Origin of the sequence: Microbispora sp. H10830 (assembly GCF_014161375.1) — a bacterium.
In the GTDB taxonomy this organism is placed as follows: domain Bacteria; phylum Actinomycetota; class Actinomycetes; order Streptosporangiales; family Streptosporangiaceae; genus Microbispora; species Microbispora catharanthi.
Map to the genome: position 1 here is coordinate 341,036 of NZ_JABBWX010000007.1, position 12,348 is coordinate 353,383.

At 73.6% G+C, this 12,348-nt stretch carries 13 protein-coding genes; 9 read left to right on the forward strand and 4 right to left on the reverse strand.

What is annotated here, in order from left to right; translation table 11 throughout:
• Positions 1-93 precede the first annotated feature (93 nt).
• A complete protein-coding gene (locus HHX35_RS20365; protein ID WP_182900329.1) occupies positions 94-606 on the forward strand; it encodes an ester cyclase in 513 nt (170 codons plus the stop codon).
• 111 nt (positions 607-717) lie between these two features.
• The gene (locus HHX35_RS20370; RefSeq protein WP_182900330.1) at positions 718-1,242 is read left to right on the forward strand and encodes a DUF6789 family protein; all 525 of its coding nucleotides are present in this window, start codon (positions 718-720) and stop codon (positions 1,240-1,242) included.
• Between the two features lie 3 nt (positions 1,243-1,245).
• Here HHX35_RS20370 and HHX35_RS20375 read toward each other — a convergent pair whose 3' ends face one another.
• Positions 1,246-1,473, reverse strand: coding sequence for a hypothetical protein (locus HHX35_RS20375; RefSeq protein ID WP_182900331.1), 228 nt, complete (start codon positions 1,471-1,473; stop codon positions 1,246-1,248).
• A 128-nt stretch (positions 1,474-1,601) separates the two neighbouring features.
• Between HHX35_RS20375 and HHX35_RS20380 the strand changes: the two genes are divergently transcribed.
• The 4 genes from HHX35_RS20380 to HHX35_RS20395 all read left to right on the forward strand — a co-directional run bounded on the left by HHX35_RS20380 (position 1,602) and on the right by HHX35_RS20395 (position 4,665).
• A complete protein-coding gene (locus tag HHX35_RS20380; RefSeq protein ID WP_182900332.1) occupies positions 1,602-2,738 on the forward strand; it encodes a sensor histidine kinase in 1,137 nt (378 codons plus the stop codon).
• On the forward strand, positions 2,735-3,382 hold the full coding sequence (locus HHX35_RS20385) for a response regulator transcription factor (RefSeq protein ID WP_182900333.1): 648 nt from the start codon (positions 2,735-2,737) through the stop codon (positions 3,380-3,382). Before HHX35_RS20380 ends, HHX35_RS20385 begins: the two co-directional genes overlap by 4 nt.
• Before the next feature lie 206 nt (positions 3,383-3,588).
• The gene (locus HHX35_RS20390) at positions 3,589-4,248 is read left to right on the forward strand and encodes a DedA family protein (RefSeq protein WP_182900334.1); all 660 of its coding nucleotides are present in this window, start codon (positions 3,589-3,591) and stop codon (positions 4,246-4,248) included.
• Positions 4,249-4,266: 18 nt separating this feature from the next.
• On the forward strand, positions 4,267-4,665 hold the full coding sequence (locus HHX35_RS20395) for a PPOX class F420-dependent oxidoreductase (protein WP_182900335.1): 399 nt from the start codon (positions 4,267-4,269) through the stop codon (positions 4,663-4,665).
• A gap of 34 nt (positions 4,666-4,699) precedes the next feature.
• On the opposite strand, the gene HHX35_RS20400 is transcribed toward HHX35_RS20395, so the two are convergent.
• Together HHX35_RS20400 and HHX35_RS43575 are read right to left on the reverse strand one after the other, a co-directional pair.
• On the reverse strand, positions 4,700-5,356 hold the full coding sequence (locus HHX35_RS20400; RefSeq protein ID WP_182900336.1) for a response regulator transcription factor: 657 nt from the start codon (positions 5,354-5,356) through the stop codon (positions 4,700-4,702).
• Positions 5,344-6,564, reverse strand: coding sequence for a histidine kinase (locus HHX35_RS43575; RefSeq protein WP_310739190.1), 1,221 nt, complete (start codon positions 6,562-6,564; stop codon positions 5,344-5,346). The genes HHX35_RS20400 and HHX35_RS43575 overlap by 13 nt, the downstream gene beginning before the upstream one ends.
• A gap of 110 nt (positions 6,565-6,674) precedes the next feature.
• Between HHX35_RS43575 and HHX35_RS20410 the strand changes: the two genes are divergently transcribed.
• The 3 genes from HHX35_RS20410 (at position 6,675) to HHX35_RS20420 (ending at position 11,351) form a co-directional block, all read left to right on the forward strand.
• Entirely contained in the window at positions 6,675-7,433 is a 759-nt protein-coding gene (locus HHX35_RS20410) for an ABC transporter ATP-binding protein (RefSeq protein WP_182900337.1), read from the forward strand.
• Positions 7,427-9,802 carry an ABC transporter permease gene (locus HHX35_RS20415; protein ID WP_182900338.1) on the forward strand — a complete coding sequence of 792 codons (2,376 nt, stop codon included), beginning with the start codon at positions 7,427-7,429 and terminating at the stop codon, positions 9,800-9,802. The genes HHX35_RS20410 and HHX35_RS20415 overlap by 7 nt, the downstream gene beginning before the upstream one ends.
• A 202-nt stretch (positions 9,803-10,004) precedes the next feature.
• Entirely contained in the window at positions 10,005-11,351 is a 1,347-nt protein-coding gene (locus HHX35_RS20420) for a HAMP domain-containing sensor histidine kinase (RefSeq protein WP_182900339.1), read from the forward strand.
• A gap of 3 nt (positions 11,352-11,354) precedes the next feature.
• Here the strand turns inward: HHX35_RS20420 and egtD are convergent, their stop codons facing one another.
• Positions 11,355-12,347, reverse strand: a complete 993-nt coding sequence (gene egtD / locus HHX35_RS20425) for an L-histidine N(alpha)-methyltransferase (protein ID WP_182900340.1) — start codon at positions 12,345-12,347, stop codon at positions 11,355-11,357.
• Between the last annotated feature and the right edge of the window lies 1 nt (position 12,348).

The following is a 12,348-nucleotide window of genomic DNA, read 5'->3' on the forward strand; positions in this document are numbered from 1 at the left end:
CGCCGCTGATGTCTTCCGGGGGAAGGCATTACCCCTCCATGAGACCGGCAGGTCTCCCTGCCGACGTACGCTTCAGGGAGGCGAGGGGGAGCCATGCGCGATCCTCGGGAGATCCATGACGCTTTCGCGGAGGCGCTCCGCGCGCACGACGAGAGGCGCCTTCTCGACTGTTTCCACCCGGACGCCGTTATCGTGACCCCCGTCGGCATGGTGGAGGGGCACGAACAGATCGAGTGGTATTTCGGCCAGTTCTTCTCCACCGTGCCCGACCTGACGAGCAGGGTCACCACGATGCTGGTTCACGATGACACCGTCGCCGTCGAATGGGTCTCGTCGGGAACCCAGACGGGGGAAATGCTGCTCCCGGACGGCACCGTGATCCCCGGCACAGGCCGCCCCGTCTCCTGGACGGGGTGCGGCATGTGGACGGCGGAAGACGGCAGGTTCGCCACCGGGCGCATCTACTACGACCAGTTGCACGCTTACATGTCGTTGGGCTGCCGGCTCGTACAGACCGAGCCCGCCCGTCCGCGCGACCAGGGGACCCGAGCCGAGTCGCGCTCCGGATCCGTCCGCCGGCTTCTCCGCAGACTCGCCGGCCGGTGACAGGACGCCGCCTTGCCGGATCCGCGCCGGCCGAGGCGGGACCTTGATTGTTTACCGAGAACGGGGCACCCCGAGGGCAGGTGATCCGGTCCGGGTGGGAAAAGGCTCCTCATGATGCGCAACCTGGTGAACGGCGCCGTCGGCGGCGCGCTCGCGACAGCCGTGTACAGCGCGATGCTGATGGCGGCGGACAGGGCCGGCCTGCTGGAGGAGCCGCCGCCGCGGCGGTTCGCGCGGCTGACCCTTTCCGGGCGGGACAAGCCCAGGAGGGGTGAGAACGTGCTCGGGACGATCGCGCACTTCGCGTTCGGCTCCTCCTCCGGATCTTTGCTCGGCCTGCTGTCGGCCGGACAGCGGGTGCCCGTGCCCATCGGCACGGCGTACGGGTTGCTGGTGTGGTACTTCGGCTACCAGGGCCTGGCGCCGAGCATCGGCGCGTATCCGCCCGCGCCGAAGGACCGCGCGGGACGCCAGGCCGCACTGCTGGCGGGACACCTGTTGTGGGGCACCGCGCTCGCCGTCGCGCTCAACCGGCTGCGGACCGAGAAGGCGCCGTTGACCGCCGAACTCGCGCCCCGCGTTCGCGAGCAGGTCCGGCGCGTCATGCCCACCCTCGAGCCGGTCCCGGCGCGGTGACGTTCACCAGAACCCGACCTCCGGATACTCCGCCGACGGCCCGTCGAGCAGGGGCCGCCGCTTGCCCTTCAGGTGCGTGTCGAGGAAGGCGGTCACGTATTCCCGAGTGATCGTGAGGGAGCGTTCACCGTCGATCGGATACGCCGGCATGCCGAGCTGCGGCCCGAGCACCGCGTAGTCGACGAAGCTCACGTGCTCGGCGCCGGTGACGGTGAGCCAGCGCTTCCACATGCCGGTGCGTGTTCTTCATGGCCGTCACCCTGCCGGGCGGCGCTGCCGCACCGTCCCCTGCGAAGGTCACGCGGCGTGCGCGACTTTCGTAGGGGGTCGCTCCGCCGGCCGCCCAATAGCCTCTGACCATGACCTCTACCGGTTCGGGCATCCTGGATCGGGCCTTGCCGTGGGCGCTCGGGAGCGCGGTGTTCGTGCTCTGCGCGGGCTCCGTGTCCGGCTGGGCCGGCGTCGCGACGACCGTGCCCGCCCCGGTGGCCCTGGCGGTCGCCGCGGCCTCGGCGGGTGCCACGGTCGCGGCCAGGCGTTCGGTGTGGCCGGTGACCGTGGTGGCGGCCGTCGCCTACGTCTGGCTCGCCATGTGGCCGCCGGCGGTCGTGGCCTCCTATTACGCAGGCCTTCACCTGGGGCGCCGTCAGGCTCTGTGGCTCTACGCGGCAGGCGCGTCCGCCGTGTGGGCGCTGGGCGGAGTCGTCTCCCGCCTGAGCGGCGGCCACCGGGCGCTGGCGATGGGCTCCTCGCCCAACGTGCTCATCCTGGGCGGCGCGCTGGTCGGGCTTCCGCTGGTGGCCGGGTTGTGGAGCCGTGCCAGGCGGCAGGTGCTCGACGCCGTGCGCGAGCAGGCCGAACAGCTGCTGCGGGAGCAGGTCCTGCGCGCGGAGCAGGCACGCGCCCAGGAACGCGCCCGCATCGCGCGGGAGATGCACGACGTGGTCGCGCACCGGGTGTCGCTGATGGTCCTGCACGCCGGGGCGCTGGAGGTCGGCGCGCCGGACGAGCGTACCGCCCAGGCGGCCGCCCTGATCAGCGACGTCGGCAGGGAGGCGCTGCACAACCTGCGCGAGGTGCTCGGTGTCCTGCGCTCGCCGGACGCCTCCCGCGACCCGCAGCCCACGCTGGCCGACCTCGACCGGCTGCTGGAGCAGTCGCGCGCCCTCGGCCTCATGGTCAACCGGCGCGACGAGGGCCCGGCCCGCCCGCTCGGGCACTCGGCGGAACGCACCGCCTACCGGGTGGTCCAGGAGGCGCTGACCAACGTGCACAAGCACGCACGTGGCGCCGAGACCGACGTGGTCGTCCGCTACCTGCCCGCCGAGCTGGAGGTCCTCATCCGCAACGCGACGTCCCCCACGGGCGAGGGGTTCCCCGGATCCGGCTGGGGACTGGTCGGCCTGCGCGAGCGCGTCGAGCTGCTCGGAGGCACCCTGGAGGCCGGCCCGCACGGAGGCGGTTTCCAGGTGCTGGCGAGGATTCCCGCCGCATGATCCGCGTACTGATCGTCGATGACGAGGCGCTGGTCAGGTCGGGGCTGCGGATGATCCTGGAGTCGGCCGGCGACATGGTGATCGTGGGCGAGGCCCGTGACGGCGAGGAGGCGATCGGCGCGGCCGCCCGGCTCAGGCCCGAGGTCGTGCTCATGGACGTCCGGATGCCCGGCATGGACGGCCTGACCGCCGCGGCGCGGCTCCCGCGCGCCGCCGGCGCCCCGAAGGTGGTGATGCTGACCACCTTCGACCTGGACGAGTACGTCCACGAGGCGCTGCGTCTGGGCGCCGTGGGGTTCCTGCTCAAGGACACCCCGCCGCGTGAGCTGATCGCCGCGGTCCGCACGGTCGCCGCGGGGAACGCGATGCTCTCCCCCGTCGTCCTGAAGAGGCTCATCGGCTCGTTCGTCCACAAGGCGCCCTCGCGTGCCGAGGTCGCGCGCGAGCGGCTCGCCGCGCTCACGGCCAGGGAGGAGGACGTGATCAGGGCGCTGGCGCGCGGCCTGTCGAACGCCGAGATCGGACGGGAGCTGAAGCTGTCGGAACCGACGGTGAAGGCGCATGTGAGCCGGCTGCTCGCCAAGCTGGGCCTGGCCAACAGGGTGCAGGCCGCGATCCTCGTCCACGACGCCGACCTCGCCTGACGCCGGCGCTTTCGCATACGAAAGTAGGGGCTGACGCCCGCCGATCGTCCGATGTGCCCTGACCTGCTGAGTGTCTAGCTTCATGGCGTGTCGGCCCTGACCTCTGTGCGGGATGGGCCCGCCTCCGACCCGGGACCTCCCGGATGTCCCCGACGCTCCTCGGCCGACACGGTGTACCCAGTGCCCCAACGATCGGAGTCACGCTGATGTCGCACGCGATCCTCGACCTGGTCCAGCAGGTGATGTCATCGCCTTGGTTATACGTGGCGCTGTTCGCCCTGGCGCTGCTCGACGGCTTCTTCCCGGTCGTGCCGGCCGAGACCTCAGTGATCACCGCCGCGGTGTTCGCCGCGTCGGGCGAGACCAACCTGGCCCTGGTCATCGTGGTCGCGGCTCTCGGCGCATGCGCGGGTGACCACATCTCCTACCTGATCGGCAGCAGGTCGGCGGGCAGGCTGCGGGAGAGGAAGCCGTTCGTCTGGGCGCGGAACGCGCTGGCCGAGCGGGGCGGTCTCGTCCTGGTCGTGGCGAGATACATCCCCGGTGGACGCACCGCGACCACGCTCACCATGGGCGCCGTACGGCATCCGCTGCGCTCGTTCACGTTCTTCGACGCGATCGCGGCGGGCTCGTGGGCGGTGTACTCCGGGCTGATCGGCTTCTTCGGCGGCATGGCGTTCGAGAACGACCCGATCAAGGGCCTGTTCCTCGGCCTCGGCATCGCGCTGTCGATCGCCGTGATCGTCGAGCTGGTGCGATGGCTCAGGAAACGACGCGCCGCCCGGCTCTCCCCCGAGCGTCTTCCCACCCCGTCATCGGGGGAAGAATGTGATCTCGTGTCCGCCGCCGATTCAAGGCAGCGCTGACGAACCGAGGAGGAGCAGATGAGCAAGCTCGATGAGAACGCCGTAGCTCTGCTGAAGGAACCGGTCCACGCCTGGGTGACGACCGTCCGGCCGGACGGATCGCTGCACAACACCGTGGTGTGGGTCGACGTCGACGGAGACGAAGTGATCTTCAACACCGCCGTGGGGCGGGCGAAGGAGCGGCACCTGCGCAACGACCCCCGGGTGTCGGTCAGCGTGCTCGACCCGGAGAACGCCTTCCGCTTCGTCAGCGTCTCGGGCACCGCCGAGCTGGTGCTCGAAGGCGCGGACGCGGTCATCGACGGCCTGGCGAAGAAGTACCTCGGGGTGGACGCCTACCCCTACCGGCAGCCCGGAGAGCAGCGCATCACCGTGCGCGTCGTTCCCGAGAAGGTTGTCTCCAGCGCCGGTCGCTGACCGGGCGCTCTCCGGAGCGGCGACGAGGACCCGCTCACACGGCGGCGCGCAGGTAGGCGAGCACGGCGAGCACCCGGCGGTGGTCGTCGGCGTCCGGAGGCAGGTCGAGCTTGGCCAGGATGCTCGCGATGTGCTTGGCGACGGCCGCCTCGGAGACGAACAGCGCGCGGGCGATCGCGGCGTTCGACCGTCCCTCCGCGACGAGGGCGAGCACCTCGCGCTCGCGTGGCGTGAGCCGGGTCAGCGGGTCGCGGCGCCCGCGCAGCAACTGCCGGACGACCTCGGCGTCGATCACCGTGCCGCCGCCCGCGACCGTCGTCACCGCGCCGGCGAACTGCGTGACGTCGCCGATCCGGTCCTTCAGCAGGTAGCCGACGCCGCCCCCGGCCGGGGAGCGGGTCTGGTCGAGCAGTTCGGCGGCGTAGGTCTGCTCGACGTACTGGCTGAGCACGAGCACCGCGAGGGACGGCCGCGCCGCCCGCAGCTCCAGCACGGCCCGCAGCCCCTCGTCGCTGAAGCCGGGCGGCATGCGCACGTCGGCGACGACGACGTCGGGGTCCTGCTCGGCGACCGCCGCGATCAGCGCGGGGGCGTCGCCGACGGCCGCGACGACGCTGTGCCCGAACCGTCCGAGCAGGCCGGCGAGGCCCTCCCGGAGCAGCACCGAGTCTTCGGCGATCACCACTCGCACGGGATCTCCGCCCTCACCGTGGTCGGGCCGCCGTACGGGCTCTCGACGGTCAGGGTGCCGCCGACGGCCGCCACCCGGTCGGCGAGCCCGGTCAGGCCGGTGCCGCACGCCGGGTCCGCTCCCCCGCGCCCGTCGTCGGCGATCTCCAGCACGAGCCTGCCCCTGCGCAGCCGGCCGCGCACCGCGCAGGAGCCGGCCCCGCTGTGCTTGGCCACGTTCGCCAGCGCCTCGCAGGCGACGTAGTAGGCCGCCGCCTCCGCCCGCTCGGGCAGCCGCCGGTCCAGTTCGACGTCCACCTCCGCGGGCACCGGCGACCTGCCGGCCACGTCGCGTACGGCGGCGGGCAACCCGCGGTCGGCGAGCACCTGTGGATGGACACCGCGGATCAGCTCGCGCAGCTCCGCCAGCGCCTGCCCGGCCAGCTCGCGCGCCTCGTCGAGCCGCACGGCCGCGGGCGAGCCCGGCGGCAGGTCGAGCCCGGCCAGGCCCAGCTTCATCGACAGCGCGACGAGCCGCTGCTGCGCGCCGTCGTGCAGGTCGCGCTCGATGCGGCGGCGCTCGGCCTCGAAGGCGTCCACCAGCCGCGCCCGGGAGCGTGCGATCTCCCGCATCTCGGCCTCCTGCGGGACGAGCATCGCCCGCGCCATCGCCGCCCTGGCGCCCGCCCAGGCGGCGATCGTGTACGCCGCGACGGGCACCAGCAACAGCCCGACGGCCGAGCCGACGAAGGTCTCCCCCAGCGTGGCCTCGCCCTCGGGAGCGGTCGGCTGCACGACCGGGGAGAGGATCAGCACCACCGGCCCGGCGATCGCGGCCGCCACCACCAGCAGGTCGACCCACCAGAGCGCGAGCAGCGCCACGAGGGCGTGCCCCGCCTCCCGCCACCCCGGCCACCAGCCGTCCGGCAGTCCGCGCACCGGCTGCCGGTCCGCGAGGCGCAGCCGCCACCGCTCGAACCGGGCCAGGGGCGCCAGCAGCACGGCGGCCACCACGAGGGACAGCGGCGCGGCGAGCAGGCCGCCCACCGCACGGACGGGCGCCAGGACGGCGGCGAACGCGAGGCCGGGGACGACCCCGGCCAGCAGGTACGCCAGAGACCTCCACGGCCAGGCCGAGGCCAGGAAGCGCTGGGGCGGCCCGCTGAGCGCGTCCAGCGCGGTCCGGGGCACAAGGGTCATGGGGGCGGGGACGAGGAGCGGGGTGGCCACGGCACCGACGCTAACCGCTTGGCGCGCCGGTGTCGGTAGTGCTGGGGATACCCCTGGTTCTCGCCCCAGCGCCAATGCCTCGCGGGCCCGCCGCCGGTTGGCTGAGCCACATGACACAGACAACCGGGCAGGCGGTCCTGCTCGACTCGGTCCAGGTGGTGTACGGCACCGGGCCCGGCGCGGTGACCGCTCTCGACGGCGTGACCCTCGGCTTCGGCCAGGGGACCTTCACCGCCGTGATGGGGCCCTCGGGCTCCGGCAAGTCCACGCTGCTGCACTGCGCCGCCGGGCTCGACCGGCCGACGTCCGGGACCGTGCTGATCGGCGGCACCGACCTCGGCCCGCTCAGCGAGAAGGCGCTCACCCTGCTGCGCCGGGAACGGGTCGGCTTCGTCTTCCAGGAGTACAACCTGGTCGACGCGCTCACCGCCGAGGAGAACGTGGCGCTCCCCCTCCGCCTGGCCGGGCGCCGCCCCGGCCCTGACGAGGTGCGCGACGCGCTCGCCGAGGTCGGCCTGGAGCGGCGGGCCGGGCATCGGCCCGCCGAGCTCTCCGGCGGCGAGCGGCAGCGGGTGGCGATCGCCCGCACCCTCATCACCCGGTCGAGACGAACCGAGCCCGCCGTGCTCTTCGCCGACGAGCCCACCGGCGCGCTCGACAGCGCCGCGTCCCGCGTGGTCATGGAACTCCTGCGCGCGCTGGTCGACGCCCACGGGCAGACCGTGGTCATGGTCACGCACGACCCCGCCGCCGCGGCGTACGCGGACCGGGTCGTGCTGCTGGCCGACGGCCGGCTCGCCGGGGAGCTGAGCCGGTCGAGCGCCGCCGAGATCGCCGCCCGCATGGCCCTGCTGGAGGAGGCATGCTGAGCTTCTCCCTGCTCGGGCCGGCCGGAAGGGGCCGGTGGACCGGGCTCGCGGGCACCTTCGTCGCGCTCTGCCTCGGCGCCGCGGTCCTCACCGCGAGCGCGCTGCTGCTGACGTCCGCGGGCCCGCGGGTGCCCGCGCGGTACGCCGCCGCGTCCCTGCTCGTACGCACCCCCGGCGTGCCCGGCGACGACAACGCCTTCGCCGAGAACCGGCCCTGGTCTCCGGAGACGGTGGAGGCGCTGGTCCGCGCGCTGACGTCGGTGCCCGGCGTCGCGGCGGCCCTGCCCGATCGCGCCTTCTACGCCCAGGCCGTCGTCCGGGGCAGACCGGCCGGCGCGCACGAGGCACGAGGCTGGAGCACCGCGGCGCTGGCGCCGCACCGGCTGGTGGCGGGCAGGCCGCCCGTCCGCGCCGGAGAGGTCGTGCTCGGACGCGCGCCCGGGCTCGCGCCGGGCTCGCCCGTCACGCTGCTGACCGCCAGGGGACCCGCGCTCTACACGGTCAGCGGGCTCACCGACGGCCCCGGCCCGTACGTCTCCGACGGCGAGGCCGCGCGCCTCGGTGGCGGGGTCCGCGTCATCGGACTGCTCACCCGGCCGGGAATCGACCCCCACGCCGTGCGGCGTGCCGTACTCGGCGTCGTCGGCGGGTCCGGGCAGGTGCTCGCCGGGCCGGACCGGGCGGCGGCCGAGCCCGCGGCCGACGCGCGGACCCGCTGGATCGGCATGCAGGTGCTGACCGCGATGGCGCTGCTCGGCGGGTTCGTGTCGGTGTTCGTCGTGGCCTCCACGTTCGCGTTCCGGGTCACCCAGCGGCGCCGGGAGTTCGGCCTGCTGCGGGCGGTCGGCGCGACCCCGCGCCAGGTGCGGCTGATCGTGTACGGCGAGGCGCTCGCCGTGGGAGCCGTCGCCGCCGCGGTCGGGGCGCTGCTGGGCGCGGCCGTCGCGCCCGCCGTGGGCGGGGTGCTCGTCGCGGCGGGCTTCGAGCCCGAGTCGTTCGGCGTGCGGTTCGCCCCGCTGCCCGTGGCCGGAGCGGTCGCGGCCGGGATCGCGGCGGGCCTGCTCGGCGCGTGGTCCGCCTCGGGCAGGGCCGCCCGCGTCCGCCCGCTGGAGGCCCTTCGCGACCACACGACGGGCGGCACGCCGATGACCCGCCTGCGGTGGATCGCGGGCGTCGTGTCGGTCGCGGGCGGCCTGGCCCTGGCGGTGGCGAGCGGGTCCGCGGGCGAGGACGCCCTGGTGAACGACGTCCTGCTCGCCGCGATGGCGCTGATCGCCGGGCTCACCCTGCTCGCGCCGGTCGTCCTCCCGCCGCTCGTCCGCGTCCTCGCGTGGCCGGTCTCCCGGCCGGCCGTGGGCATGCTGGCCGGGCGGAGCGCGATGACGGCCGTGCGGCGCACCGCCGCCACGGCGGCCCCGGTGCTGCTGACGGTGGGCTTCGCCGTGCTCGTCACCGGCATGGTGCGCACGACCGCCGCGGCGTACACGGCGGGGCGGGCGGCCGGCACCCCCGCCGCGACGGTGCTCGTGCCCGACGGCGCCCCCGGCCTGTCGGACGCGGCGCTCGCGGCGGCGTCGGCCCCCTCGGAGATCACGGCCCCGCTGCCCACCACCGTGTACGGCGACCGGCCGCTCGCCGCGCTGGGCGACGGTCACCTCGCCGGGGACGAGACGGCGGTCGCGGAATGGGTCGCCCGGGACCACGGCTGGCGGAAGGGAGACGTCGTGCCGCTCACCTTCGAGGACGGCAGGGCCGTGCGCCTGCGGATCGCGGCGGTCCTGCCCGGCGCGCCGGCGGAGGTGCTGGTCTCCAGGGACACGGTCCGGGCGCACGACCCGTCGGCGCTGACCCCCGAGGCGTACGTGTCCCGGCCGGCCGGGATGGTCTTCCCGGGGGCGAGGACGGTGAGCGTCGCCGACCGCGCGGCCGGCGACCAGGCGGAGGAGGACCGGCTCGTCTGGCTGTTCACGCTCCTGCTGGTCGGGGTCTCGGCCGGCTATTCGGGCCTGGCGATCGTCAACACGCAGGTCATGGCGGCGTCGGCACGCGCACGCGAGTTCGCGGTCCTGCGTCTGTCCGGCGCGACGCGGCGGCAGGCGACCGCGGCGGCCGCGGCCGAGGCGGCGCTCGTCACCGGGATCGGCACCGTGCTCGGCCTCGCCGTGGCCGTTCCCGCGCTGCTCGGAATGCGCGCCGGTCTGGCGCAGAAGTCCGGCACGGCCGTTCCGCTGGTCGTCCCCTGGCCCACGGTCGCGGCCGTCGTCGCCGCCTGTCTCGTCCTCGCGGCCGGAGCGAGCACTTTCACAGGAAAAACACCTTTCACTTCCGGAAAGGCGTCGTATAGGCCGTCTACCAGGGCGGATGAGTGATCAGGCAAAGGAATCGTCGATCCTTCGCCTTGTTATCGCAAGTATTGCGATCCCACGTGTTCAGACGGCCCGGTTTCCAGATAGCCCTTATTAACATTTTTTTCCTGAGCATTGCATTACGGACACGAACGGAGGGGTCATGGCGGGCTGGCGCATGCCTTCCCTTTTACGCCCGCGCTCGATCCAGGCGCGGACCGCACTGATGAGCGCGGTCCTCTCCCTCGTCGTCCTCACGGTGATCGGGTTCGGCCTGGACATCGCCGTACGCAACCGGATCCACAGCCATCTCTTCATGGACACCCAGCGGGTGGCCACCGACTGGATCGCCTCGATGGGCCCCAACGGCATCTCCGAGCCTCCGGCCGCGCACGAGGACCTGGTGCAACTCGTCGACTCCCGCAACCGGGTGATCACCGCCAGCCGGGCGGCGAGCGGCCGGGCCCCGCTGACCTCCCCCTTCCCCACGGGCCAGGACCGCCTGCAGTACCGGATCGAATGCCCGGACCGGGGCCGGTGCGTCGTGCTCACCGCCGTACGGGTCCTGCCGGTGCAGTCCCGGCTGTTCTGGGACGGCGAGCCGCACGCCGTGTACGCGGGAAGGACCGAGCCGGGCCTCCTGGCCACGCGGCGGCTGGAACTGTTCATCGCGATCGGAGTGCTGCTGATGACCGCCGGATGGACCTGGGCGAGCTGGCGCGCCGCGGGCCGCACGCTGCGTCCGGTCAGAGAGATTCGTGAGAGGGTGACCGAGATCAGCGTGCGCGACCTGAGCCTGCGCGTCCCCCAGCCGCCCGGGCGCGACGAGATCGCCGAGCTCGCGCGGGCCTCCAACAACTTCCTCGAACGCCTCGACACCTCGGTGCGCCAGCAGCGGCACTTCGCCTCGATGGTCTCCCACGAGCTGCGGACCCCGCTCGCCGGGCTGCGCACGCAACTGGAGGAGGCCCTGCTCTACCGCGAGGAGACCGATCCGTACGAGACGATCCGTACGGCGGTGCGGACCACGGAGAGGTGCCAGGCGATCATCGACGAGATGCTCACGGTCGCCCGCGTGCGCACGGCCGCGACGGACGAACCCGAGCCGGTCGACCTCGGGACGCTCGCGCGGGAGGAGGCCGCCGCCCGCACGGACGGCGTGCCCGTGCACGTCGAGATCGAGGACGAGGTGACCGTCCTCGGCAACCGGGTCCAGCTGTGCGGCGTGCTGACCAACCTGCTGGTCAACGCCCAGCGCCACGCGTACAGCAGGGTCGACGTCACGGTCGGGCGGGCCGGGGACGAGGCGGTCGTCACCGTGCTCGACGACGGCGACGGCATCGCGCCGGAGGACCGCGAGCGGGTCTTCGAGCCGTTCGTCCGCCTGAAGGACGGGCGCCGCCGCGACCCCAAGGGCACCGGGCTGGGCCTCGCCCTGTGCCGCGTCACGGCGGACGCGCACCACGGGACGCTGCGGGTCGAGGACTCGCCCCGCGGCGCCCGCTTCGTCCTGCGTCTGCCGCTGCCCGCGGTCGCCGCGGCCGCGAGCAGCGCGCCCCAGCTCAGCCGGTGACGCTCAGCCGGTGACGCCCGGGCGGGCGCTCCCGACGACGGCCAGAGTCAGCGCGAAGTCGGCGGCGCTGTCGGTGTACCAGCGGCAGACCGCGAACCCGGCCCGGGACAACTCGTCGAGCACACCCTCTCTGCGGAACTTGGCGCTGATCTCCGTGCGCATCTCCTCGCCCTCGGCGAAGGCGACCGTGAGGCCGAGCGTCCTGATCGGGACCTCCATGGGCCGGGTGGCCCGCAGCCGCATCTCGATCCAGTCGTTGTCCTCGTCCCACAGCGCGACGTGCTCGAACGCCTCCGGCTCGAACCCGGCGTCCAGCTCCCGGTTGAGCACGTGCAGCACGTTGCGGTTGAAGGCGGCCGTCACGCCTCCCGGGTCGTCGTATGCCGCGACCAGCCGCCCCCTGTCCTTCACCAGGTCGGTGCCGAGCAGCAGGGTGTCGCCCGGCCGCAGCGTGGCGCGCAGTTCCTTGAGGAACACCTCCCGCGCGGCGGGCGGGAGGTTGCCGATCGTGCCGCCGAGGAACGCCACCAGCCGCCTGCCGGTCCTCGGCAGCAGCGCGAGGTGCTGCTCGAAGTCGGCGCGCACCGGCCGCACGTCGAGGCCGGGATAGCGTACGGCGAGCCGCTCCGCCGCGGCCTCGAGCGTGACGTCGTCCACGTCGACCGGCGTGTAGGCCCGCAGCACGCCCGCGTTGGCCAGCGCGTCGAGCAGCAGCACGGTCTTCTCGCTGGTGCCCGAGCCCAGCTCGACGAGCGTGTCGGCGCGGCTGAGGCCGGCGACGTCGACGGCGCGGCGGCGCAGGATCTCCAGCTCGCGCCGGGTCGGGTAGTACTCCGCCAGCCGGGTGATCCGGGAGAACAGCTCGCTGCCCGCGGCGTCGTAGAACCACTTGGGGGGCAGCCACTTGGGCGACGAGGTCAGCCCTGCGCGCACGTCGTTCTCCAGAGCATGGCGCAGGTAGTCGGCGCCGAGATGGTCCATAACGCTAACGCTCATG

Excerpts from the sequence above, each read along its gene's own strand:
- HHX35_RS20365 (WP_182900329.1), top strand. The coding sequence starts at position 94 with ATGCGCGATCCTCGGGAGATCCATGACGCTTTCGCGGAGGCGCTCCGC.
- HHX35_RS20370 (WP_182900330.1), top strand. The coding sequence starts at position 718 with ATGATGCGCAACCTGGTGAACGGCGCCGTCGGCGGCGCGCTCGCGACA.
- HHX35_RS20375 (WP_182900331.1), bottom strand. The coding sequence starts at position 1,473 with ATGTGGAAGCGCTGGCTCACCGTCACCGGCGCCGAGCACGTGAGCTTC.
- HHX35_RS20380 (WP_182900332.1), top strand. The coding sequence starts at position 1,602 with ATGACCTCTACCGGTTCGGGCATCCTGGATCGGGCCTTGCCGTGGGCG.
- HHX35_RS20385 (WP_182900333.1), top strand. The coding sequence starts at position 2,735 with ATGATCCGCGTACTGATCGTCGATGACGAGGCGCTGGTCAGGTCGGGG.
- HHX35_RS20390 (WP_182900334.1), top strand. The coding sequence starts at position 3,589 with ATGTCGCACGCGATCCTCGACCTGGTCCAGCAGGTGATGTCATCGCCT.
- HHX35_RS20395 (WP_182900335.1), top strand. The coding sequence starts at position 4,267 with ATGAGCAAGCTCGATGAGAACGCCGTAGCTCTGCTGAAGGAACCGGTC.
- HHX35_RS20410 (WP_182900337.1), top strand. The coding sequence starts at position 6,675 with ATGACACAGACAACCGGGCAGGCGGTCCTGCTCGACTCGGTCCAGGTG.
- HHX35_RS20415 (WP_182900338.1), top strand. The coding sequence starts at position 7,427 with ATGCTGAGCTTCTCCCTGCTCGGGCCGGCCGGAAGGGGCCGGTGGACC.
- HHX35_RS20420 (WP_182900339.1), top strand. The coding sequence starts at position 10,005 with ATGAGCGCGGTCCTCTCCCTCGTCGTCCTCACGGTGATCGGGTTCGGC.
- egtD (WP_182900340.1), bottom strand. The coding sequence starts at position 12,347 with ATGAGCGTTAGCGTTATGGACCATCTCGGCGCCGACTACCTGCGCCAT.